This is a genomic window from Streptomyces sp. NPDC016459, from assembly GCF_040632845.1.
GTDB lineage: Bacteria > Actinomycetota > Actinomycetes > Streptomycetales > Streptomycetaceae > Streptomyces.
In genome coordinates this window covers 504,291-526,506 of record NZ_JBEYCR010000002.1, presented here as the reverse complement: position 1 = coordinate 526,506, position 22,216 = coordinate 504,291, and the positions used below count along the sequence as shown (strand labels likewise).

Genomic DNA, 22,216 nt, shown 5'->3' with positions numbered 1-22,216 from the left:
TGTCCCCCTCGAAGGCTTCCCTGTCCCTCTCAAGGGCTCTGTCCCACCCAAGGGCTCTGTCTCTCTCAAGGAGGAGTGCGATGACCAAGCAGACAGTTCTCGGCCGGGTCACCCAGCTGGCGAAGGCCAACATCAACGCCCTGCTGGACCAGGCGGAGGATCCGCAGAGGATGCTGGACCAGCTGATCCGCGATTACTCGAACAACATCACGGAGGCGGAGGAGGCGGTGGCCGCGACCATCGGCAACCTCCGGCTGATGGAGCAGGACCATCTGGAGGATGTGGCGGCGGCGAAGGAGTGGGGCGGGAAGGCACTGGCCGCCAGCCGGAAGGCCGACGAGCTGCGCGGTGGCGGGCAGACGGCGGAGGCGGACCGCTTCGACAACCTGGCGAAGGTGGCGCTCGGCCGCCAGCTCCAGTCGGAGAAGGAGGCGACGACGGCGGAGCCGACGATCGCCGCGCAGACCGAGGTCGTGTCCAAGCTCAGGACGGGCCTGGACCAGATGAAGGGCAAGCTCGGCGAGCTGCAGGCGAAGCGGGACGAGTTGGTGGCGCGGGCCACGTCGGCCCGCGCGCAGAACCGGATGATGGACGCCGTGAAGAGCATCGACGTGCTCGACCCGACCAGCGAGCTGAGCCGCTTCGAGGACAAGGTGCGCCGGGAGGAGGCGCGGGCGATGGGCAAGGAGGAGCTCGCCGCCTCTTCGCTGGACGCTCAGTTCGAGCAGCTGGACGCACTGGGCGACAGCGCCGAGATCGAGGCCCGGCTGGCCGCGCTCAAGGGCTGATCGGCAGGTGGTTCCGGCGGGCGGCAGGCGGCGGCAGGCGTTCGGATCATGTGTCAGAACATGCTGAGGAGCTGTTCCACCGTTGGTTCCGCCGCCTCGCCGTCCGGCAGGGCCAGTTCGAACCACACGGTCTTGCCGCGCGGGGTGCGCCGCGAGCCCCAGGAGGAGCTGAGCAGTCCGACCAGCTGGAGGCCGCGGCCGCCTTCGTCGGTGTCCTTGGCCCGGCGGCGCCGGGGCTGCACCAGGCCGGCGTCCCAGACCTCGCAGACGAGGGTGCGGTCGCGGAGCAGCCGGAGCCGGATCTCCCCCTCGCCGTAGCGCAGCGCGTTGGTGACGAGCTCGCTGACGAGGAGTTCGACGGTGTCGACGAGCGGTTCGAGGTCCCAGGCCGCCAGCTGGGTGCGGGCGAGTTCCCTGGCCCGGCCGACGGAGCGGGGTTCCCTGGGCAGCCGCCAGTCGCCGACCGCCTCGGCCGGCAGGCCCTGGATCCTGGCCATGAGGAGGGCGATGTCGTCCTCGCCGTGTCCGGTCTCCAGGCTGGTGAGGACCCGGTCGCAGACGTCCTCAAGAGGGCGGTCCTGGTCGGTGAGGGCGCGCCGGAAGGCGCTCAGGCCCTCGTCGAGGGGATGGTCGCGGGACTCGACGAGTCCGTCGGTGTAGAGGGCGAGGAGGGCGCCTTCCGGGAGTTCGACCGCGACCTCCTCGAAGGGTTCGCCGCCGACACCGAGTGGCATCCCGGGGGGTACGTCGAGCAGCAGTGCTTCCTCACCGGGGGCGACGAGCACCGGCGGGAGGTGCCCGGCGTTGGCGAAGGTGCAGCGGCGGGTCACCGGGTCGTAGACGGCGTAGACGCAGGTCGCGAGGTAGACCTCGGCGAGTTCGGGACCGCGGGACTTGTGGCCGCGGGACTGCTGGGCGCCGATGGGGGCGCCGAGGCCGCGGGCGATCTCGTCGAGGTGGGAGAGGACCTCGGCCGGCTCGAGGTCGAGCTGGGCGAGCGTGCGGACGGCGGTGCGCAGTTCGCCCATGGCGACGGCGGCGCGCAGGCCCCGGCCCATGACGTCCCCGATGACGAGTGCGGTGCGGTGGCCGGGGAGTTCGATGACGTCGAACCAGTCGCCGCCGACCTCGGTGGCGGCCGTGCCGGGGAGGTAGCGGCAGGCGATGTCCAGCCCGGCCGCCTCGGGGTCGCCGGGCGGGAGCAGGCTTCGCTGGAGGATCAGGGCCCGCTCGTGCTCGCGGCGGTAGAGGCGCGCGTTGTCGATGCAGACGGCGGCGCGGGCGGCGAGTTCGACGGCGAGGGCCCGGTCGCGTTCCCCGAAGGACTCGCTGCCCTTGGCGCGGGAGAACTGGACGAGGCCGACGACGGTGTCGTGGGCAACCATCGGGACGACCAGGGTGGTCTGGACGAGGCCGCCGTCGACGCCCGTCACGGTCCGGAGCCGTCCGGTGCGCAGGGCGCCCGCGCAGGGCGAGTTGAAGGAATAGCGGTGGAGGGCGCCGAGTGCGATCGGTTCGCTGCCGGGACAGCCGCTGCCGGGTCCGTCTCCCTCGCCGGTTCTGAGGGGGGTGTCGGAGACGGCGCTGGCGACGGCGACCCTGCGGAGTTCGGCGCTGCCGCCGTAGCCGACGTCGTGGGAGCTGCCCCAGCGGCCGGGCGGTGCCTCGTCACCGCTCAGGAGGCCCTGGTAGAGGTCGACGGAGGCCAGGTCGCAGAATCCGGGGACGGCGACGTTCAGCAGTTCGCGGGCGGTGGCCTCCAGGTCGAGGGAGTTGCCTATGCGGGCGCCGGCCTCGTTGAGGAGGGCCAGGTTGCGGCGGGCGCTGGCCGCCTCCCTGGCCGCGTTGTGACGGCGGGTGACGTCGATCCCGAGGCCCGCGACGCCGATGGGGCGGCCGGAGCCGCTGTGCACGCGGTAGAGGTTGATGGACCAGTGCCGGCGGTCCCTCGCGCCTGGTGCGGCGCCGACGATCTCGAAGTCGGTGACGGACTCCCCGGTCTCCAGGACGCTCCGGAGGGCGGCGGTCATCCGGTCGGCCTCGGCCCGGTTGAGGTAGTCATGGACGGTCCGGCCGCGGTGGTCGTCGGCGGAGCCGCCGAAGACGGTGGCGAAGCGGCGGTTGGCCCGCTTCACGGTGAGGTCCGTGCCGAAGAGGAGGAAGCCGAAGGGGGACTGGCCGAATATCGCCTGGGAGGCGGCGAGGTCGGTCTCGATGCGGCGCAGGGCGCGGACATCGACGACGATGCACAGCGCGGCCCGTTCGCCGGACTGGGTCTCGCTCGGCATGACGTACATCTCGGCGATGCCGTGGGGCCGGTCCTCCCCGGGGATCCGGAAGGGGACGAGTCCTGTCCACTCCTTGCCGTCGAGGATCTCCCTGACCTTCCGGTGGCCGCGCTCGCGCAGGTCGGCGGGCACGAAGGCCTCGACGGGGTCCTTGCCCCTGGCCTCCTCCGCGGTGACCCCGAAGAGGTCCACGGCCCTTCGGCTCCACTGCTCGACGAGGCCGTCGGGCCCGATGGAGAAGGAGGCCACCCGGATGTAGTCATAGATGGATCCGGGCGGGCTGCTCTGCCACATGACGCCGCCGCTCGCCTGCTCAGGTATCTCGCTCACGCGACCGTCCCCTCCAGCTCACCGCACCGGACCGGCCATGCCCGCAGTATTCAATACGGCAGGCCCCGACGGCACGACGTTCACGATCACAGGGTGGTCTCGTTCGACTCGCGCCGAGTACCGGTGATCGTTGTCCCACCCTGTTTACTCACCAGGGAGAGCCAGCTCGAACCATACGGTTTTACCGGCTCTTCCCTTACGGGTGCCCCAGCGGCGGGCGGAGCAGGCGACCAGACCGAGGCCTCGGCCCCCTTCGTCCTCGGGTCCGGGGGCACGCGCGGTGGGCGGATCCGGAAGCGGATCGGACACCTCCACGAGCAGCGCGGGCGGGTGGGTCGGGTCGCCGCCGTCGGGGCGGGTGCGGACCAGACGGACCCCGATGGGGCCGGAGGCGTACCGCAGGGAGTTGGTCACCAGCTCGCTGACCAGCAGAACGGTCACATCTCCGAGGGCTGTGTCGAGCTCCCAGGCCCGCAGGGTCTCGCGCACGGCATGACGGGCCGTGCGTACGGCGTCGGCCTCCGCGGGGAAGTTCCACTCGGCGCGGTCGCCGTCGGTGTCGATCACACCCGATCACTTCCCCAGCCGTGCGTCAGCAGGAAGACCCACGTCCTCTTTCAAGGAGTCAATCAGGGCATACCCGAAATTTGGGGCAGAATATCGCGCTGGGCGCAACAGCGGGCGCACGGTGGCACGAACGGCGTAGGAACGTCAGTCGCGCGCGCCCACGCCGGGTGCGTTCGGGAGGCGGAGTGCGGCCTCGGCGACGGCCGGACGGTCCTGGTCGAGCCAGTCGACGGAGTCCAGCTCGGACCGGGACAGCCAGCGCAGCGCGTCGTGGTCCTCCAGCGGGCGCGGTTCACCCGAGAGCAGTCGGGCGGTCCACACCCGCAGGACGTATCCGGGCTTCAGCGGCCACTCCCCGGGGATGCGCTCGCCCGGTTCGACCTCGACACCGAGTTCCTCGCGGAGCTCGCGGACCAGGGCTTCTTCGGGGCTCTCGCCCGGTTCGAGCTTGCCGCCGGGCAGTTCCCAGCGGCCGGCGAGTTCCACGGGGGCGCTGCGGCGCGCGGCGAGCAGCCGCCCCTGGTCGTACAGGGCGCCCGCGACGACGATCACGGGGGGCGGGGCGGAGTCGGTGGCGCGTTCCGTCATGGGCGTGAGCGTAGCCCGGTCCGGTCGGCGGCCGCCGGGTCAGAGGGCGGGGCTGCCGATGTGCTCGATCCAGTAGAGCTGCTTGTGGCCGCGGTCGTCGAGGCTGTCCGCGATCTTCTGCGCTTCGTCCTTGGTCGCGTACCGCCCCACGCGGTAGCGGTTGCCGTTGTCGTCCTGCCGAATGACGAGCCAGACGAGGACGGGGCCGCTGTCGGTCATCGGGCTTCTCCCTCCGCCGGTCCGGACACCGCGATGGATCTCCGGGAAACCGCAATCCGCATATGCCGGAGCTTACGCCTGACCTTCACACAGCGGATACGGAATTGCACAAAGAGATACGGATCGGCCGGGAACCGACGGCGCGCGGCCGAAGGCCACACCCCGGGAGCCGCCTCAGGGGCCGCTTCAGGGGCCGCCCGGGGCACACGGAACGCCGAAGGGGCGGAGACGGCGAGGACGCGCTGACCTCACGTCAACTCCACGGTGGGGCCCCGGTGACTCGCGGCACAGACCGCCGACAACTCGTCGCGAACAGGCTCCCGGTCAGCGCACCGGCAGGTGGTAGGAGAGGCGGTAACGGTCGGCGGGGACGACGACATCCGCCGTCTCGACGGCCCGGCCCGAGGCGTAGTACGTCCGCTCGACGACCAGCACCACATGGCCCGGCACCCCGCCGAGCGCCAGGAGTTCCTCGGCGAGACCGGGCCGGGCCCCGACCTCTTCCACCACGTTGTCCACGACCACGTCGATGGCCGCCATCCGCTCGACGACACCGCAGCCGCCCAGCGGGCCCTCCTCGGGCAGCATGACCGGCGTCCGGCCGGTGACCGTCAGCGGCTCCCAGGAGGTGGCGACCATCATGGGCTCGCCCGCGTCCCGGTACACGTACCGCGTGCGCATCACGCGCTCCCCCGGCTCGATCCCGAGCCGCTCGGCCACCTCGGCGCTCGCCGCCTCCTGCTCGCTCCCCGACTCCCAGGTGCCACGGGCACCCTCGGCCGCCTGCTCCTGACGGAAAGGGCTGGCACCGGACGCCGGGCGGTAGCCGGAGCGGGCGATCGGACGCGGCACCGGGCGCTCCCGCACATAGGTGCCCGAACCCGAGCGCCCCTCGACGAGCCCCTCCGCCATGAGCACCTTGCGGGCCTCCAGCGCGACGGTGTCCGACACCCCGTACTCCTCACGGATGCGCGCCTGCGAGGGGAGGCGGGTGTGCGGCGGAAGCGAGCCGTTGGCGATCTTCTCCCGCAGATCGCTCGCCACGCGGAGATAGGCGGGCTGCTCACCGAACGTCACTGGACGCTCCCCTCAGGTTGACTGACAGCTACAGCCTGACGACCGAGGGTCGCCATCCGCAAGCATGGGCCAGAGTTTCACTCGAAGTGATGACAGACCGTCTGAACTCTTGCTACCCACGGTCACGCCAGATCCATGCCGCCGAACCCCTTGACCGCATTGGTACAGACCAATACGTTCCTGTTCTACCCGCCCCGCACGCTCCCCCTCGCACGCGTCATCCCGCCTCGCACAGGAACGAGCCCATGCGTCCCAGAGTCATGACCAGACTGACCTTCGGTGCGGCCGCCGCGGCCGCCCTCGGCCTCCTCGCCACCCTGACCCCCACCGCCGGCGCGCACCAGCCCTCCGGACACAAGGCCGAGCTGAAGCGCATCGGCTACTTCACCCAGTGGGGCATCTACGGACGCGACTTCCAGGTGCAGGATCTGGGGACGAGCGGCACCGCCGCCAAGCTCAGTCACGTCAACTACGCCTTCGGGGTGATCGGCCCGGACGGCAAGTGCCTCATGGGCAACGCCCCCGGCTCCGACCCGTGGGCCGACTACGTGCGCCCCGTCGACGCCGCGTCCTCCGTGGACGGCGTCGGCGACACCGCCGACCAGCGCCTGGCCGGGAACTTCAACGAACTGCGCGAGCTCAAGGCGAAGAACCCCGGACTCAAGGTCATGATCTCGCTGGGCGGCTGGAGCGGCTCCGCGCACTTCTCCGACGCCGTGCGCACCGACGCCGGCCGCAAGGCGCTCGTCGCCTCCTGCATCTCCACGTACATCAAGGGCGACCTGCCCGTCGACGGTGCCCGCGGCGGCGCCGGAGCCGCCGCCGGGGTCTTCGACGGCGTCGACCTGGACTGGGAGTGGCCGGGTTCGGACGGAGCCCCGGGGAACGTCATCCGTCCCGAGGACAAGCCCAACTTCACCAAGCTGGTGAGGGAGTTCCGCACCCAGCTCGACGCCTACGGCCGCTCCCTGCCGAAGCGCAAGCACTACGAGCTCAGCGCGTACGTGCCCACCGCGCCCGCCAAGATCGACGCGGGCTTCGAAGTGCCTGCGATCATGCGGGACTTCGACTTCGTGAACCTCCAGGGCTACGACTTCCACGTCTCCGGCGAGAAGACCACCGCCCAGCAGTCCGCGCTCTTCGCCAAGAACGACTTCAGCGTCGACCAGACCGTCGACGCATGGCTGCGGCGCGGGGCGCCCGCCCACAAGCTCGTCGTGGGCATGCCGTTCTACGGCCAGGGCTGGACCGGCGTCAGCGGCGGCGGCGACGGCCTCGGGCAGCCGGCGGCCGGCCCCGCGCCCGCGACCTGGGCGGCCGGCTCCGAGGACTACAAGTACCTGAAGAAGCTCGCGGAGTCGGGGACCTACACCCTCCACCGGGGGCACCGGAACGGCCACGCCTGGCTCTTCGACGGCACCACCCTGTGGACCTACGACGACCCGACCGTGCTGCGCACCAAGGCCTCCTACGTCCGGCAGCGCGGACTCGGCGGCGCGATGGTCTGGTCGCTCGACGGGGACACCCCGGACGGTGAGCTGATCACCGCCATCGACCGGGGTCTCACCCGGCGCTAGACACCCCCGCCCCGGCCGCCCGCGCGGCGCCCGGGGCCCACGGACCGCGGACCGGCCACCGCCGCTCGCGGTGCGTCGCCGGGAGCGGCGGTCGGTCACGGGCCGCCGCTCCCCCGGCCCACCGCACCGGTCCGCACGCGACGGGGCCGGGACTCCCGAGGGAGCCCCGGCCCCGTTCTCCTCACCCACGCGCACGCGTGCCCGGCGTTCGGCCAGGTACACGCGCGCGTGCCGCCGTTCTCGTACCCGGCTCGCGAAGGCCGGCCATCAGGCCGAGGTGCCCCCGCCCTCCGGCGGCGTGCCGGTCAGGCCGAGTGCGGTCCGTGCGGCCGCGCTGTCGGGCACGGCTTCCCACGCCGCGTCGTACGCGTCCCAGTAGGCGTCCGCGTCGGTCGCCGTCGCCAGCTCGCGCCACTGCTTCGATGCGGCGTCGAGCCCCCTGCGCAAATCCTCGACGGGAGCCTTGGGGACGCCGGTCCAGGAGTGGTTCCCGAGGTCCGCGCGTGCCGTGTCGATCGCCGCGAGCATCTCCCCCGACCACGCCTTGTTGCCGGCGAAGTCCTCGTCCGGGTCGTCCTCCGGCTCGCGGTACATGACCGTCTCGATCGGGTTGACGGCCCTCAGGAAACGCTCCTGGTCGAGGGTGAGGGTGGTCGCGTCGGAGCGCACCGAGCCGCTGAAGGGCTTCTTCTCCGTGGCGTACGCGCAGGTCACCGTCCGGTCGCCGAAGCGCCAGCTCTCGCTGCTCGGCAGGTAGTAGGAGACCCAGAGGTCCTCCGGCACGGCCCAGGTGTCCATGGCGTACGCGGCGTTGACCGTCTCGCAGCGCTGCTCCGCGACCCTGTCGATCGCGTCCTCGCCGGGCCACTTGTCGATGCCGGTGAGCTTGAAGCCGCCGGTGACCTCGCCCTCGTGCGGGCGGTCGCAGTCGACGATGGTGACCTCCTCCGTGTACTCCCCCAGCTTGCCGTCGTCGCTGAAGCACTGCCCGGTCCGCAGCGAGAAGGGCGACTTCGAGCGGGAGGCCTCGTCCACGCCCTCCTTGAAGTCGCTCCAGGCCGAGCTGAAGCCTCCGGTGACGAGGCCGGCCACCAGCAGCAGACAGCTGACGACGGAGAGCACGATGCCGGAGACGGCGAGCTCCTTGCCCCTCTGGTCCCGCTTCCTGATCTGCGGGAGGGCGACGAGGCCGAGGACCAGACCGAGGGGCGGCAGGCAGCAGACGATGCCGGAGACGAGGGAGGCGACGGCGAGTCCGTTGGTGGTACGCGGGGGCGGGCCGTACGGGACAGCGCCGGGCACGCCGGCGTAGGGGCCGGCCGCGTAGGGGATCCCCGGGGAGGTGTAGGGCCCGGGGGCAGGCCATCCGCCCCGCTGCGCGCCCTCCTGGGGTGACGGGGGTGGCAGGGGCGGCGGGGTCGGCTCCACGGGTACGTGCTCCTGTTGGGGGCGGGCGGCGCGAACAGACGATCGGTCGCGCATCGTACGTGGAGGGCTGGACGGGGCGGACACGCGGGGGCCTGCGGGCCGACGGGGTGACGGGGTGACGGGGTGACGGGGTGACCAGGTAACGGGGTGACAGGCGGGCAGGCGGGAGGGGCGGCCGCCCGTAGGCGACCGCCCCTCCCTCGCGTTCAGCCGACTTCGCCCGACTTCAGCGTTCCGTGCGGATCAGAACTGCAGGGCCCAGGTGTCGATCTTGCCGGTGTCGGCGTTGGCGTTGTCCGTGACGCGCAGCTTCCAGGTGCCGTTGGCGACCTCCGAGGAGGCGTTCACGGTGTACGTGGTGTTGATGTTGTCCGCGCTGCCACCGGTGCCGAAGGCCTTCAGGGTGTGCGCCGAGCCGTCGGGGGCGATCAGCTGGACCTGGAGGTCACCGATATAGGTGTGGACGATGTTCACCGGCACCTGGAGGGTGGAGGGTGCGTTGCCGGCGACGCCGCTGACGGTGACCGGGGACTCGACGGTCGCGTTGTCGGCGATGGCGTAGTCGGCGGTGTTCTCGAACTTCTTGCCGGGCGGCGGGGTGGTGCCGCCGTCACCGACGTACAGCAGACGGTTCGGGGAGCCGGTGCCCGGGTTGGTCACCACGTTCGGCGTGGCGGCGTTCACCAGCGCGGTGCCCACCTGGGCCGGGGTGGCCGCCGGGTTGTTCCCGAGGTACAGCGCGGCCGCGCCGGCGACGTGCGGGGCCGCCATCGACGTGCCGGAGATGGTGTTGGTGGCGCTGTCGCCGGTGTTCCACGCCGAGGTGATGGACGAACCCGGGGCGAAGACGTCGAGGACGGTGCCGTAGTTGGAGAAGCTGGAGCGGGCGTCGGTGTTGGTCGTGGAGCCGACCGTGATCGCCTCGGCCACGCGGGCCGGGGAGTAGTTCGACGCGTTGGCGTTGCTGTTGCCGGCGGCGACGGCGTACGTGACGCCGGACGCGATCGAGTTGCGGACGGCGGTGTCGAGGGTGGAGTCGACGCCTCCGCCGAGGCTCATGTTGGCGACGGCCGGCTTGACGGCGTTCCGGGTCACCCAGTCGATGCCCGCGACGACGCCGGCGGTGGTGCCGGAGCCGTTGTTGTCGAGGACGCGGACGCCGACGATCTTGGCCTTCTTGGCGACGCCGTGGGCGGTGCCCGCGACGGTGCCGGCGACGTGGGTGCCGTGGCCGTTGCCGTCCTGGGCGACGTTGTCGTTGTCGACGGCGTCGAAGCCGTTGAAGGCGCGGCCGCCGAAGTCGCTGTGGGAGATCCGTACACCGGTGTCGATGATGTACGCCGTGACACCCTGGCCCGCGGTGTCCGGGTAGGTGTAGCTCTGGTTCAGCGGGAGGGCCCGCTGGTCGAGCCGGTCCAGGCCCCAGGACGGCGGGGAGGGCTGGGTGGCGTTGATCCTGAAGACGCGGTTCTGCACGACGGACTTGACCGCGGGGTCGGCGGCGAGCTTCTTCGCCTGCGCCTCGGAGAGCTCGACGTTGTAGCCGTTGAGCGCCGCGGTGTACGTCTTCTTGATCTTCGCGCCGTACTCGGCGGCGACCGCGCGGCCCTTCGCGGTCTCGGCCTGCGCCGACTCCTCCAGGGTGACGATGTAGCTGCCCGCGATGGTGCCTTCGGCCCCGGCGTTCTCGATGACGCCTTCCGCGGTCGCCGGCGAGGCGACGGCCGGGAGGGTGGAGAGGGAGCCGAGGGCGACGGCGGCGACGGCGATGGCCGCGGCGGTGGCGACTCGGCGACGTGAGTCACGCATGACTGACATGTGGGGGGTCCTCCTGAGGTGGCGGTTCGCTGCAGTGGGGATACAGCAGGTGCATGACAAGACAACGCGGCTTCACGCCGTCTCGAACATTCGGCTGCCGGACGAAAGATTGGCGGATCCATAGGAATCCCACAAGAGTCCCGCCACCCCCGCAACAACCGCGCCACACGGCTGACATGCTGGACGCCATGACCGCCTACGTGTGCCCCCGATGCCGTGTCGCATCGCCCACGGACGCGCTCACCTGGTGTTGTCCGAAGTGCCGCGGCCCCTGGGACCTGGAATTCGCGAGCGCGCCGATCTCACTCCCGTCACTCGCGTCACGCGGAAATTCATTGTGGCGTTACGAGGAGGCGCTGCCGCCGATGCCGTACGCGTCGGACGTGACGCTCGGGGAGGGTCGCACTCCGCTCGTCCCCCTGACGACGGCCGAAGCGGGGGCGCCGGCGTCGGTCTCGGCCAAACTCGACTTCCTCATGCCGACGCTGTCCTTCAAGGACCGGGGCGCGGTGCTGCTCGCCGCGCACGCCCTCCGCCTCGCGGAGGCCGGTCTCCTCGACCGGGTCGTCGCCGACAGCAGCGGGAACGCGGGGACGGCCCTCGCCGCGTACGGCGCGCGGGCCGGGCTCGACTGCCTCGTGTACGTACCCCGGGGCACGTCCCCGAAGAAGCTGGAGCAGATCCGGGCGCACGGGGCGCAGGTCGTCGAGGTGCCCGGTGATCGCGAGGCGACGGCCCGCGCGGCGCGGGAGGCCGCGGACGAACCCGGCACCTTCTACGCCTCGCACGTCTACAACCCGTACTTCCTGCACGGCACCAAGACCTACGTGTACGAGCTCTGGGAGGACCTCGGCGGCCGCCTCCCCGACACGATCGTCGTCCCCGTCGGCAACGGCACCCTGCTCCTCGGCGCCGCCCTGGCCCTGGACGAGCTGCACCGCCACGGGCTCGTCGACACCCGTCCCGCGCTTGTCGCCGTCCAGGCGGAGGCCGTGTCCCCGCTGGCCAGGGCCTTCCACGCGGGCACGGAGGAGCTCGGTGCGCCTGTCCCCGGCCGCCCCACCCTCGCCGAGGACATCGCGATCCCGGCCCCGCCCCGCGCCCGCCAGATCCTCCGGGCGGTACGGGAGACCGGCGGCACGTTCCTGACCGTGACCGAAGATCAGATCCGCGAGGCCCAGCGGGACCTGGCCCGCCGCGGCCTCTTCGTCGAGTCCACGGGCATGGCCTGCTGGGCGGCGATCCGGGCGGCTCCGCCGCGCCCCGGCCTCACCGTGGTGCCGTTGTGCGGAGCGGGCGCGAAGACCGGCCTGGCGGCCTGAACCACGACGATCGACAATGGGGAGCTGGTGGTCTGGGTCGTTCATGTGGGACACCGGTCCACCGCTTATGAGACCTGATCGCCGCTGACCCAGCGTCAGAATATCCAGCACCCATCCAGCACGGTGACGGCGAAGGGGGCTGACCCGATAGCGTCCGCCCCCTTCTGACCTGCATGTCTGCCACGTCAGCGACGTGGTGTTATTTCATCCGCTCAGACGTTGAAGCGGAACTCCACCACAAGGCTCTGACCTGCACGCATGTGGGCGCATCCCAGCACCATCCCAGCACGGGATTCACTGCAAAGCACAAGAAGATCCAGAAGCGCCAAGACTACGCATCGACACCCATCTCGGATACAGACCGCGCAGCACTCCGACGCTGTAATAGTTTCTGTACTAGACTTGCGACCATGAAGTCACCACGCCCCGGCGGCACGGAGAACATCTCCGTCTCGATGCCCTCGGAACTCCTCGGCGCTCTGCGCACGCGCACCGGGAAGCGCGGTGTGTCCGCGTATGTGACGGCGGCGGTCCGGCATCAGCTCGCCATGGACGGCCTCGCCGAGATCGTGGCCGCCTACGAAGCCGAGCACGAGCCGCTTAGCGAAGCCGAAGTCCAGGCCGCGCAGAGCGAACTGTTCGGTGACGCACCGGCGCCCTACGCGTCGAACGACAGCGCCGCATGAAGGAGCCCGCGGCCAGGACCCTGGTCCTGGACTCCCAGGCACTGTCGCTGGTCCTGCGCAACGATCGCCAGATGATCACCCGGATCGAGGCCGCTCGGCGCGTGGGCGTACCCGTCCTCGTGTCGGCCCTGACGGTGGTGGAAGCCGTCTACGGGAAGACGGATACCGCCCGGCTGCGCTGGCTGCTCTCCCGCCTTCAGGTCCAGGACGTCACCCAGGCGGACAGTCTCACCGCGGTGCAGCTGCTGAGCGACGCCGGCGGCCTGCACGGCCACAAGTACGCCATCGACGCCCTCGTCGCCGCGATGGCGCTCCGCTCCCCGGGACCCGTCCTCGTACTGACCTCGGACCACGACGACTGGTCGAAACTGTGCGGCGACGGAGTACAGATCAAGAATGTCTGACCTTGGCGTTCACTCAGCTTGAATCGCGCTGTCTCGCCGACCCCGTAGCTGGGCCCAACGAACCCCATGGGGTCATTTTGAAGAGCCCGGGAGGGTCAAGGTTGAGCGAGCGCTGCGGTGCCACGGGCGGCTGCGCGAGACATAGCGGATGAGCGGTGGCGGCGAACACGAGTTGCGCGAGGGTGCAGTCCTCTGGTGTTGGGGATCTTGGACCGTCTCCTCAGCGCGAGTAGTCCGCGAGGGTGAGTAGAAGGTGTGCCGACTCAGCGCGCACGTGATCGGAATGGGCACCTGCCGGATTGAGGTGGCGCCCGCGAACATACACGTCGGAGGCGTCGACGTTGACGAAACGGTGGTCAAGCGCGGAGTGCGGATACCGCTCGTCGAGTGGCAACAGGGTTGTGGTGAACATGGGCGCGGGGGCCGGACCAATTCCGGAGTGCCCGATGCCGGGTTGCTGCTCGGCCCGCAGATGCCAGAACCCTGTCGCCCGGTCGTGACGGGAGTAAGTGGCGACGACAGGCCCCCTCAGCGGAGCGCCATCATGCGCCTCGCTCGGCAGGATGTTCGGAAAGAGCGAGAGGAACGCGTCTCGGCGTGCGGCCATTTGGAATAGCAGCATGCTGTCGGCGGTGAACGGGCGGGATGGCGAGTGGTCCGTCACGCTCCAGCCGAGTGTGTCATCGAGACGGGCGTCTGCCGACCATTGGACCGCCTCGCACAAGAAGCGACAGCCGAATGAGTGCCCGACGAGGTGGAGGTACTGACCGTCTCGGTTGGCGAGCACAGGCGCTGCTCCAGGGTCGGCGCGCTCGGCGTCCAGATAGCCGAGGAGCCGGCCCAGGATGTGGGCGGCGTGGCCTCCTCCGTCGCGTGCGCCCATCGCGTGCGCCCGGTCCCGGATCATGCGGTAGCCGGTGGGGGTGACCAGGCTGGAGGATGGCCAGCGCACGACGACACACCATGGGCTGAAGCCCTGGGCCGCTAGGGTCGGATACCGGGCCGGGGCTGTCACAAAGACGTCTTGCGTCAGAGACAACAGTCGCTCAGCGGTGCGGTAGGCGGAGTCGGGCGAGGTCTGCCAACCGTGGACATAGACGACTATGTCCGTCGCCCAGACAGGCGGGGTGAGGCGCTCCGCGAAGTAATGGCGCAGCCATGCCTCGGGCACGGGCTTACCCGTGTCAGCGTCGAGCAGCCAGCCCGTCGCATCCAGGTCAACGACCTCCACCGTGCCGACACGGCTCATGCCTCACCTCCACCTGTCCGATCCAGACGAGCATCCATGCCGCAGTGCAGACCGTAGGCGAACCCCAGGGGGTTTCGGTATCGGGCGGCGAAGTCCCGGGCCAACTCATGAGTGATCTGGCCAGCGGTGGCCGTCCCGCGCAAGTAGCGGGTGACGAATTCGAGCGCGTACTCGGCAGCAAACGCCTGCGGCATCGCGATCTGCGGCCCGAGCACGCCCTGCGCGCCGTGCTCAATGAGCATGCTCCCAAGGAACGCTCGGTCCCCACTCGCCGCGGAGACTCCGGTGTGGCAGGCGTTGAGTAGGACAAACGGTCGGAAACAACCGTGCCGGAAATTTGCCCTTAGCTCACGTACGGTGTGGCCGTCGAAGGAGGTGCCGTCGGTGAGCCTGATGACCAGGGTCGGGGGTTCGGGAACGTTGCCGACGAACTCTCCGTGGCACCAGAAGTACATCAACTGCTCGTCCAGCTCGGGCTTCCCGAGATCACGGACTAGTTCCTCATAAGTCGTTCGCTCGGTGTACTCCGTGCCCTCTGTCAGTGCCTTCGCGACTTCATTCGCACGGGTGGCACTGCCCACCTGGACGTCGTGGTTCAGGCTGACCGTTGGCCGCTGATGCGCTGCTCCGGGCGGCCCGATCCACGCGTAGGCATCACCGGTGTGCTCGATCTGATGCCGATGGCCGAGGAAGCGAGTGAAGAGAACCTCCAAGGTTGCAGGCACGGTGGAATCTTCGGTTGTGCACAGCAGCGGCCAGGGCAGATGCAGATCGGAGTCGAACCGTACCCGCAGACCCTCCCGGGACAAGGCCGAACGCAGAGAGGTGCGGAACATCTTGGTCGGTTCGTCGTCACCACGCAGCAGAGTGCCAAACAGCAGCGATTCACCGCTTCGAGCCAGATCGGCCACTATCCGGCGCAGCTCCTCCTCAGGTTCGGCGCTAAGGTCCGCGGACGTTGCGTACGGGCGCCGTCGACTCTGCAGAGACCGACCCAGGTCGTCGACCGGCTGGAAATCAACGAACTCCGATTTCCATCGGGCACGGAGCCGGGCCGCCGCCCCATGGACCTCATCGGCCCGGGCATACAGGTCAACCTTGTGCTCGGTGCCGTGGAGTGCCGGAACGGCCGATCCTGACATCCGCGCCCTGATCCGACCTCCACCGAGGACGTCGAAGCTGACGCGGAGGTCGGGAGCCTCCGTCGTCAGGTGCGGCAAGAAGCGGAAGCCGTCGCTAGGGTCCTGAACAATGCGGGTGGTCAATTCGCGGGGCATCGGTCAGGCCCTCCCCGTGCGTGGCCGCAGCTGTCTATTCCCCGACCCGCTGGACTTCGTCTCCGTGATGGACAGATCGGACTCCACCTGCTGCAAGACGGTGCCTGTGTCGTGATGTAGCAGGGTGAACCGGATCCGGTGCGTGCCGGGCTCCAGGGCCGTGAAGCGGAACTGCTCGGATTCGGCGTCTTCAGGGTGGTACGCCATCGTGGCTGGTGTAACCTCCGCGCCGCTCAACGGCACGGCCACGATGTCCAGCGCGGGCCGCCCACCCGGGCGGGCCCAGGGATGCTGGGACTCAGCGACCAGCTTCAGTGTCACGTGTACTGGAGTCCCCACACTGGGGTTGTCGTCCAAGAGCGTCAGATGTGCTCGGCAGCGGGGCGGTGCCGAAAGCGCCGGAGGTGCCACGTCAACCGCAACCACGCTGCCGGCGGCCGCATAGGGCTCGACCGCTGCTTCGTAGAAGGCATCCGCGAGCGCAACGATGATCGAGTTGATCGCCGGCCCGTCGGTGAAGAAGTAGTCAGCCATCGCGTTGTGGGCGTCCTGGTTGTCTGCGACTGCCTCCGTGACTGCCGCTTGGAAATCCTGTGACTCCAGGAACTGCTTCTTTGAGTTCACCTTGGTTTGCTGGACCAGGTTCGGGTCGGCGAGCAGCCGCTGCACGAGGCCCTGTACGAACTCTCTGACCTGGGAGGCAGCGAACGTTTCGGCACCGAAGAGGTCGTTCATCTTGTCTATGACGACCTGAAGCGCGACGTACTTCGGATCCTTCTTCGCCCCCGTGCCGGCTGCGCTGATGCCCTTCAGCTGCCCGTCACCCACGAGCGAGATGTCGACCGGGATCGCCTTGTTGTGCTTGACTCCGACCAGCACTACGTCGGAGAGATCCACGTCGGCCGCCCAAGCGGACTCGGCAATCACCTTCTCCAGCAGGCGCAGGAAGATCGAGAGCATCTCCATGTAGGGGTCGCCGTAGTCGACGATCTGGGACATGAAGTCGTAGAGCCGTACGTAGGTGGAGACGTCCTTGCGGAACAGGTCGAGCTCCTGGAGCTTTACCCGCTCTTCCTCCTCGATCGCCCGCGCGTAGCGGCGCCGGAAGTCGTGCTGCGCCGGGCTGATCGCCGCCGAGAGAGCGTTGTTACCCTTCCGCGTCACCCACAGCTCGGCGACCTTGCGGACGTCGTCCTCGGTGTAGATCCCGGCCTGGGCGAGCTTATTGGCCAGGTGGACGACGACATACGGGTCGGTCTCGGTCTCCAGTGTCGCGTTCTTGAAGTACGGCTCGAAGGCCGTCTTGATGTCCTCGGGCTTGTTGGCGAAGTCGATGACGAACGTCTTGCGCTTCTGTTCCCCACCAGCGGTGCGGTGGGTGCGGTTGAGGCGCGAGAGCGTCTGCACCGCGGTGACCCCGGACAGCTTCTTGTCGACGTACATCGCCGAGAGCAGGGGCTGGTCGAAGCCGGTCTGGAACTTGTTGGCGACCAGCATGATCTTGTAAGTGTCGCCCTTGAACGCGGCCGCCAGATCAGCCCCGGCGCCGGGGTTCATATTGGCCTCGGTGAACTCGTCATCTTTCGACGGAAGCGGACCCCAGTCGCTGTGCCAGGTCTCGTCCTCGGGCATCGTCACCCCGCCCGAAAAGGCGACCAGGGTGCGGTAGTTGTACGAGGCATCCTCGGAGCGGCGCTTGGCGATGTAGGCATCTATCGCCAGCTTGTACTTCACCGCAGACTTGCGCGAGTCGGTCACCACCATCGCCTTCGCCTTGCCTTCGAGGAGGTAGGCGACGTTGGCGTGGAAGTGCTCGACGATGATCTGCACCTTCTGGCTGACGTTCGTCGGGTGGAGCTGAACCCACCTCATCAGCCCCTTGCGGGCAGCGGCCTCCTCGACCTCGCCTCCATCACCAGCCTCGGCCTTGCCGGCGATCTGCAGCGCGGTGTCGTAGGACTGGTAGCCCTTGAGGACGTCGAGGATGTATCCCTCCTCGATCGCCTGCTTCATCGAGTACAGGTGGAACTCGCGCGGTTTACCGTCGGGACCTTTGCGGCCAAACAGTTCGAGGGTCTTGTTCTTCGGCGTCGCGGTGAACGCAAAGTAGGAGATGTTCTCCGATTCGGCCCGCTCGGTCATCTCCGAGGCCAGCACCGACTCCACATCGACATCCCCGCCCTCCTCGATCTCCTTGAGCTCCTCGGCCGTCAGTACCTGTTTCAGCTTCGAGGAGATCTGCCCCGACTGGGAGGAGTGCGCCTCATCCGCGATCACGGCGAATCGCTTGCCCTTCAGGCTGGCGTCGGTCCGGATCTCTTCCAACGCATGCGGGAAGGTCTGCACCGTCACCGCGATGATGAGCTCGCCGCTTTTCAATGCCTGCGCCAGTAGACCCGACTTCGACTTCGCGCCCGCCTTGCGAACGTCCTCGGGGCTGATCGTCGCGACAATCTTCTTGTTTCCGTCGATCTGCCGGATAGCATCCTGCAGCTGGGAGTCGAGTACGGTGCGGTCCACGACCACGATGACGGAGTCGAAGACCTTCTTGTCGTCGGCGTCATGCAGTCGGGCCAGCCCGTGGGCGGTCCAGGCGATGGTGTTCGTCTTTCCTGACCCGGCCGAGTGCTCGATCAAGTACCGGTGCCCAACACCCTCCTCCTTCACCGCGGCGACGATGCCCGTGACGGCCTCCCACTGGTGGAAGCGCGGGAAGAGCATGCTCGTACGCCGGACCGAGGTGCCGGTGGTGACGTCCCACTCCTCTTTGGTCTGCACGATCATCAGCCGCCCGATGATGTTCAGCCAGGCGTGCTTCTCCCAGACCCGTTCCCATAGATACGCCGTCGCCGACCGTCCGTCCGCGCCGGGCGGGTTGCCGGCACCACTGTCCAATCCGATGTTGAACGGAAGGAAGTGGGTCTTGTCCCCCTCAAGCCTCGTGGTCATGGCCGCTAGGCCGTTGGAGACCGCGAAGTGCACCAGCGCCCGGTGACCGAACGACAGCAGCGGCTCCGGGCGCCCGTTCGTCAGCGGGCTGCGGTCGTGCTTGTACTGGTTGATCGCCTCGTCCAGCGACTGGGTGAAGTCGGTCTTCAACTCCACCGTGGCCACTGGGAGCCCGTTGACGAAGAACACCAGATCGAGGGTGCGCTGGTCGGCAGTCGAGAAGTGCACCTGCCGCACCACCCGCACCCGCATGGCCTCGTAGTGCGCCGTGGTGGTCGCGTTGAGCGAGGTCTCGGGACGGAACTGCGCCATCTTCAACCGGCCGCCACCGATGTACTGAACCCCGTTGCGCAGGATGCTCAGCGTTCCGCCGCCATGCTCCAGTGGCTTGTCCAACGCTGCGGTCAGCACGTCGAGGAACTTCGCCTGCGACCCCGCAGCCTTCAAGGCCTTCTCGTACGCCGGTTTCTGCGTCGCCTCCAGCCACGCGAACAGGTCCACCGGGAACAGCGCCCGATCGCGGTCGTACTCGCCGCTGTCGTGGTCGTTCACCGAGTAGAGCCAGCCGCGGGCCTCGAGGTACTCGCAGATCTCCTTCTCGAAGACCGCCTCGTTGTGGTCAGCCATCACGCTGCCTCTCGTACGTCGATCTGCCCCGTCACCGCCGCCGTGATCAACGCCGACCGCCGTTCCCGAGAGAGCTCAATGAACCGCTCGGCCTCGGCGATGAGCGTGTCGATCTTTGCGGTCTGCTCATCCAGATACACAGCGATCCGCCTCTGCTCTTGGATCGCCGGGAGCGGAACGGGTGTCCTGGCCAAGGTGCCGAGGTTCAACCGACGGAACGTCGCACCCATGACCTGGTAGTCCCAATACTCAGCCGTCTGACGTGACAGTAGCGCCCACACGAAAAATCTCGTGTCGACCAGATCCGGCCGCAGTGCAACTCGGACCGTATCTTGCGTCAGATTCGCCCCGTCCAAGTCGGCCGATACGACAGCCACTTTCCCGTACGCCGGGCCGATGGAAACGACGACGTCACCACTCTTGAGAACTGACCGCTTGTACGCGCTCGCAATTTCAGGTGCTGTTGTTCGCAGGGCATCCCTATCCGGAGATTGGCCTTCGCCCTGAATGTCCGACGGTCCGATGTAGACAACCCCACCGTCGACCGGCTCACCACACTGCAGAATTCCGTAGGTCATCGGCCGATCGTGATCGACCAACCGGCGCACCTGAGTCCGCTCGTAGCCATCCAAGGTCTCAGCGACTGTTGCCACGCGACGCTCGCTGAGCATCTCGATCAGCCGCTGCTGCTCCTCGATGAGTGTGTCGATGCGGGACGTCTCGCGGTCGAGGTAGTCGGCGATGGCACGCTGTTCTTCCAACGGCGGCACTGGGATCGCCATGCGGAGGAAGACGTCAGGGTAGATCCGAAGGCGCGATGACCAGATGCCGCGGGAGAGGCGAGTCATCTCCATCACGTACGGGGTCGACCGGTAGAGGTAGTCGTAAAACCCAGGACAGAAGGCTGCGTTCGGACGCGGCCTGTACACACCGTACGCGGGGCTCACAATGCCAGCCTGCTTCGAGACGCCGAGCGCCCCCATCCACGCCCACATCGTGTTGATGACGAGATCGCCCGCGTCCACGAGGCGGTAGCCATCGAGGCTCTCCGCTGCAGTCATCGTCACGTTCTTCTCTGACCTCGGGGTGATCCCGGTCAGATGCGACACGCTGAGAAGTTCCTCTGTGCCTTCGGGCGAGACAGACAGCGACTCTGCCAGGAGTTCTTTGTTTCTGCTCCAGCGCCAGCGGGATGGGACGTTGTCGGCCCAAGCCTGCTCAAGATCAAACTGTGCTTGTGTCATCCCTCAACCTCCCGCAGCAGATCGAGGATCTTGGCGACCTGCTTCTCCAGGTCGGCGTCGATCTCCACGAGCGGACGAGGCGGAACGTACTTGTAGAAGTGCCGCGTGAAGGGGATCTCGTACCCCGTCTTGGTCTTGGCCCAGTCGATCCAGGCGTCGGGAACATGCGGCTTCACCTCCGCATCGAAGTACGCCAGGATGACACTGCGTTCCGCTGCCGCGCCGACGGTCGAGCCGCCGTAGGTGAAGGGCACGTTCTCGGTGTCACGCTTCTTCGAATCGGGCTTCGGGTCACCCTTGCGGTTGACGACAGGGTTCCCGCCCTCGTCCAGCAGGGGGCGCTCGACGGTGACCGTCCAGTAGCCGAAATCGTCGTTGCGCAGCACCTTGGAGAGCTCGGGATCGGCGTCCTCGAAGTCGGCGTACAGCCGCACGACCTTGGCGCGGTCGGCGTCGCTGATCTCGCGTCCCTTGGCACCGAGGTTCTTGCGCATCTTGGTCCAGAACGAGGTGCCGTCGATCAGCTGCACCTTGCCCTGGCGGTCGGGGTGCTTGGTGTTGTCCAGGATCCAGATGTAAGTGGCGATGCCGGTGTTGAAGAACATGTTGGTCGGCAGGGCGACGATCGCCTCGACGAGGTCGTTCTCCAGCAGCCACCGGCGGATGTTGGAAGGGCCGGATTCGGCGGCGCCGTTGAAGAGCGGAGAGCCGTTCATGACGATGCCGACGCGGCCGCCACCATCCTCGGGTGCGCGCATCTTGTGGGCCAGGTGGAGCAGGAAGAGCATCTGCCCGTCGGATGTCGCGGGGAGGCCCGGTGCGAAGCGGCCGTAGGGGCCGGCGGAGTCTCGCTCCTCCTTGACCGCCTTGGCATACTGCTTCCAGTCCACGCCATAGGGCGGGTTAGACATGCAGTAGTCGAACTGGCGGCCCTTGAAGGCGTCGTCGGTGAGCGTGTTACCGAAGGCGATGTTGGTCGCGTCGTGGCCCTTGGCGAGCAGGTCGGACTTGCAGATGGCGTACGACTGCGGGTTGTACTCCTGGCCGTACAGGCTCAGCTTCGCGTCGGGGTTCTCGGCGAGCAGGTGCTCCTCTGCCAGGGAGAGCATGCCGCCGGTGCCGGCGGTGGGGTCGTACAGCGATCGGATGATGCCGCCCTCGGTGAGGTCGACGTCCTTCTCCGCGAAGAGCAAGTCGACCAGCAGCCGGATCGCGTCGCGCGGCGTGTAGTGGTCTCCGGAGGTCTCGTTCGCTGCCTCGTTGAACTTGCGGATGATGTATTCGAAGGCGTCGCCCATGTCGGAGTTCGACACCACATCAGGGTGGAGGTCGATCTTGCCGAAGGACTTGACGATCTCGCGTAGGAGCCCGGCCTTCTCCAGAGCCAGGATCTCCTGCTTGAAGTCGAAGTACTCGAACACGTCCACGTCGCCGGAGAACCGGTCGATGTAGTCGGCCAGGTTGTCCGCCAGCCCGTCCGCGTCGGCCAGCAAGTTCGCGAACGAGTAGTTGGAGGTGTTGTAGAAGGTCCGTCCTGTGGCCCTCTTGACCTCGACCTTGAGCCGGTTCGGGTTCTCGAACTTCGTTGCCAGCTCTCGCACCGTCGCATGATCGGGTTCAAGGATGCAGTCGAGCCGCCGCAGGATCGTGAACGGGAGGACCACTGTCCCGTACTGGTTGGGGCGATAAGGGCCCCGAAGCTGGTCAGCGATTGACCAGATGAAGCTACCGAGCGTGCTCACAAGTTCCTCACGAAAATCGTCTAGCGGTGCCGATCA

17 protein-coding genes and 1 pseudogene are annotated in these 22,216 nt (G+C 68.2%); 6 read left to right on the top strand and 12 right to left on the bottom strand.

Annotated elements, in window-relative coordinates:
• The first annotated feature begins 80 nt into the window (after positions 1 to 80).
• Positions 81 to 788 carry a PspA/IM30 family protein gene (locus ABZ567_RS08090; RefSeq protein ID WP_360785844.1) on the top strand — a complete coding sequence of 236 codons (708 nt, stop codon included), beginning with the start codon at positions 81 to 83 and terminating at the stop codon, positions 786 to 788.
• A gap of 53 nt (positions 789 to 841) precedes the next feature.
• Here the strand turns inward: ABZ567_RS08090 and ABZ567_RS08085 are convergent, their stop codons facing one another.
• From ABZ567_RS08085 to ABZ567_RS08065, 5 genes are all read right to left on the bottom strand, one after another.
• Positions 842 to 3,370, bottom strand: coding sequence for a SpoIIE family protein phosphatase (locus ABZ567_RS08085; protein WP_360786510.1), 2,529 nt, complete (start codon positions 3,368 to 3,370; stop codon positions 842 to 844).
• 180 nt (positions 3,371 to 3,550) lie between these two features.
• Positions 3,551 to 3,973 carry an ATP-binding protein gene (locus ABZ567_RS08080; protein ID WP_360785842.1) on the bottom strand — a complete coding sequence of 141 codons (423 nt, stop codon included), beginning with the start codon at positions 3,971 to 3,973 and terminating at the stop codon, positions 3,551 to 3,553.
• Between the two features lie 144 nt (positions 3,974 to 4,117).
• The gene (locus tag ABZ567_RS08075) at positions 4,118 to 4,561 is read right to left on the bottom strand and encodes a (deoxy)nucleoside triphosphate pyrophosphohydrolase (protein ID WP_360785840.1); all 444 of its coding nucleotides are present in this window, start codon (positions 4,559 to 4,561) and stop codon (positions 4,118 to 4,120) included.
• A 39-nt stretch (positions 4,562 to 4,600) separates the two neighbouring features.
• Positions 4,601 to 4,780, bottom strand: coding sequence for an SPOR domain-containing protein (locus tag ABZ567_RS08070; protein WP_360785838.1), 180 nt, complete (start codon positions 4,778 to 4,780; stop codon positions 4,601 to 4,603).
• A 324-nt stretch (positions 4,781 to 5,104) separates the two neighbouring features.
• A complete protein-coding gene (locus ABZ567_RS08065) occupies positions 5,105 to 5,857 on the bottom strand; it encodes a GntR family transcriptional regulator (protein WP_360785836.1) in 753 nt (250 codons plus the stop codon).
• Positions 5,858 to 6,102: 245 nt separating this feature from the next.
• Between ABZ567_RS08065 and ABZ567_RS08060 the strand changes: the two genes are divergently transcribed.
• Positions 6,103 to 7,434, top strand: coding sequence for a glycoside hydrolase family 18 protein (locus ABZ567_RS08060; RefSeq protein WP_360785834.1), 1,332 nt, complete (start codon positions 6,103 to 6,105; stop codon positions 7,432 to 7,434).
• A 267-nt stretch (positions 7,435 to 7,701) separates the two neighbouring features.
• Here ABZ567_RS08060 and ABZ567_RS08055 read toward each other — a convergent pair whose 3' ends face one another.
• Positions 7,702 to 8,862: a DUF4190 domain-containing protein gene (locus tag ABZ567_RS08055; protein WP_360785832.1), complete on the bottom strand. Its 1,161-nt coding sequence runs from the start codon at positions 8,860 to 8,862 to the stop codon at positions 7,702 to 7,704.
• 243 nt (positions 8,863 to 9,105) lie between these two features.
• On the bottom strand, positions 9,106 to 10,680 hold the full coding sequence (locus ABZ567_RS08050) for a S8 family serine peptidase (protein WP_360785830.1): 1,575 nt from the start codon (positions 10,678 to 10,680) through the stop codon (positions 9,106 to 9,108).
• Positions 10,681 to 10,856: 176 nt separating this feature from the next.
• On the opposite strand from ABZ567_RS08050, the gene ABZ567_RS08045 reads away from it, so the two are divergent.
• From ABZ567_RS08045 to ABZ567_RS08030, 4 genes and pseudogenes are all read left to right on the top strand, one after another.
• On the top strand, positions 10,857 to 12,002 hold the full coding sequence (locus ABZ567_RS08045; RefSeq protein WP_360785828.1) for a threonine synthase: 1,146 nt from the start codon (positions 10,857 to 10,859) through the stop codon (positions 12,000 to 12,002).
• Between the two features lie 6 nt (positions 12,003 to 12,008).
• Positions 12,009 to 12,080, top strand: a pseudogene (locus ABZ567_RS08040) (type II toxin-antitoxin system RelE/ParE family toxin); the annotation flags it as partial.
• Positions 12,081 to 12,412: 332 nt separating this feature from the next.
• Entirely contained in the window at positions 12,413 to 12,688 is a 276-nt protein-coding gene (locus tag ABZ567_RS08035) for a hypothetical protein (protein ID WP_014048106.1), read from the top strand.
• Positions 12,685 to 13,092, top strand: coding sequence for a PIN domain-containing protein (locus ABZ567_RS08030; RefSeq protein WP_360785826.1), 408 nt, complete (start codon positions 12,685 to 12,687; stop codon positions 13,090 to 13,092). Before ABZ567_RS08035 ends, ABZ567_RS08030 begins: the two co-directional genes overlap by 4 nt.
• A 220-nt stretch (positions 13,093 to 13,312) precedes the next feature.
• Here ABZ567_RS08030 and ABZ567_RS08025 read toward each other — a convergent pair whose 3' ends face one another.
• The 5 genes from ABZ567_RS08025 to ABZ567_RS08005 are packed head-to-tail and all read right to left on the bottom strand — an operon-like array spanning position 13,313 to position 22,180.
• Positions 13,313 to 14,341, bottom strand: coding sequence for a hypothetical protein (locus ABZ567_RS08025; RefSeq protein WP_358958615.1), 1,029 nt, complete (start codon positions 14,339 to 14,341; stop codon positions 13,313 to 13,315).
• Complete coding sequence (locus ABZ567_RS08020) at positions 14,338 to 15,618, bottom strand: CHAT domain-containing protein (RefSeq protein WP_360785824.1); 1,281 nt, start codon at positions 15,616 to 15,618, stop codon at positions 14,338 to 14,340. The genes ABZ567_RS08025 and ABZ567_RS08020 overlap by 4 nt, the downstream gene beginning before the upstream one ends.
• Positions 15,619 to 15,621: 3 nt before the next feature.
• The gene (locus ABZ567_RS08015; protein ID WP_360785822.1) at positions 15,622 to 19,194 is read right to left on the bottom strand and encodes a DEAD/DEAH box helicase family protein; all 3,573 of its coding nucleotides are present in this window, start codon (positions 19,192 to 19,194) and stop codon (positions 15,622 to 15,624) included.
• The gene (locus ABZ567_RS08010; protein WP_360785820.1) at positions 19,194 to 20,438 is read right to left on the bottom strand and encodes a restriction endonuclease subunit S; all 1,245 of its coding nucleotides are present in this window, start codon (positions 20,436 to 20,438) and stop codon (positions 19,194 to 19,196) included. Before ABZ567_RS08010 ends, ABZ567_RS08015 begins: the two co-directional genes overlap by 1 nt.
• Positions 20,435 to 22,180 carry a class I SAM-dependent DNA methyltransferase gene (locus tag ABZ567_RS08005; RefSeq protein WP_360785818.1) on the bottom strand — a complete coding sequence of 582 codons (1,746 nt, stop codon included), beginning with the start codon at positions 22,178 to 22,180 and terminating at the stop codon, positions 20,435 to 20,437. The genes ABZ567_RS08010 and ABZ567_RS08005 overlap by 4 nt, the downstream gene beginning before the upstream one ends.
• Between the last annotated feature and the right edge of the window lie 36 nt (positions 22,181 to 22,216).

What these genes read in the sequence shown, in the direction of transcription:
- ABZ567_RS08090 (WP_360785844.1), top strand. Translation starts at nt 81, where the DNA reads ATGACCAAGCAGACAGTTCTCGGCCGGGTCACCCAGCTGGCGAAGGCC.
- ABZ567_RS08085 (WP_360786510.1), bottom strand. Translation starts at nt 3,370, where the DNA reads ATGTGGCAGAGCAGCCCGCCCGGATCCATCTATGACTACATCCGGGTG.
- ABZ567_RS08075 (WP_360785840.1), bottom strand. Translation starts at nt 4,561, where the DNA reads ATGACGGAACGCGCCACCGACTCCGCCCCGCCCCCCGTGATCGTCGTC.
- ABZ567_RS08070 (WP_360785838.1), bottom strand. Translation starts at nt 4,780, where the DNA reads ATGACCGACAGCGGCCCCGTCCTCGTCTGGCTCGTCATTCGGCAGGAC.
- ABZ567_RS08060 (WP_360785834.1), top strand. Translation starts at nt 6,103, where the DNA reads ATGCGTCCCAGAGTCATGACCAGACTGACCTTCGGTGCGGCCGCCGCG.
- ABZ567_RS08050 (WP_360785830.1), bottom strand. Translation starts at nt 10,680, where the DNA reads ATGTCAGTCATGCGTGACTCACGTCGCCGAGTCGCCACCGCCGCGGCC.
- ABZ567_RS08045 (WP_360785828.1), top strand. Translation starts at nt 10,857, where the DNA reads ATGCTGGACGCCATGACCGCCTACGTGTGCCCCCGATGCCGTGTCGCA.
- ABZ567_RS08035 (WP_014048106.1), top strand. Translation starts at nt 12,413, where the DNA reads ATGAAGTCACCACGCCCCGGCGGCACGGAGAACATCTCCGTCTCGATG.
- ABZ567_RS08030 (WP_360785826.1), top strand. Translation starts at nt 12,685, where the DNA reads ATGAAGGAGCCCGCGGCCAGGACCCTGGTCCTGGACTCCCAGGCACTG.
- ABZ567_RS08025 (WP_358958615.1), bottom strand. Translation starts at nt 14,341, where the DNA reads ATGAGCCGTGTCGGCACGGTGGAGGTCGTTGACCTGGATGCGACGGGC.
- ABZ567_RS08020 (WP_360785824.1), bottom strand. Translation starts at nt 15,618, where the DNA reads ATGCCCCGCGAATTGACCACCCGCATTGTTCAGGACCCTAGCGACGGC.
- ABZ567_RS08015 (WP_360785822.1), bottom strand. Translation starts at nt 19,194, where the DNA reads ATGGCTGACCACAACGAGGCGGTCTTCGAGAAGGAGATCTGCGAGTAC.
- ABZ567_RS08010 (WP_360785820.1), bottom strand. Translation starts at nt 20,438, where the DNA reads ATGACACAAGCACAGTTTGATCTTGAGCAGGCTTGGGCCGACAACGTC.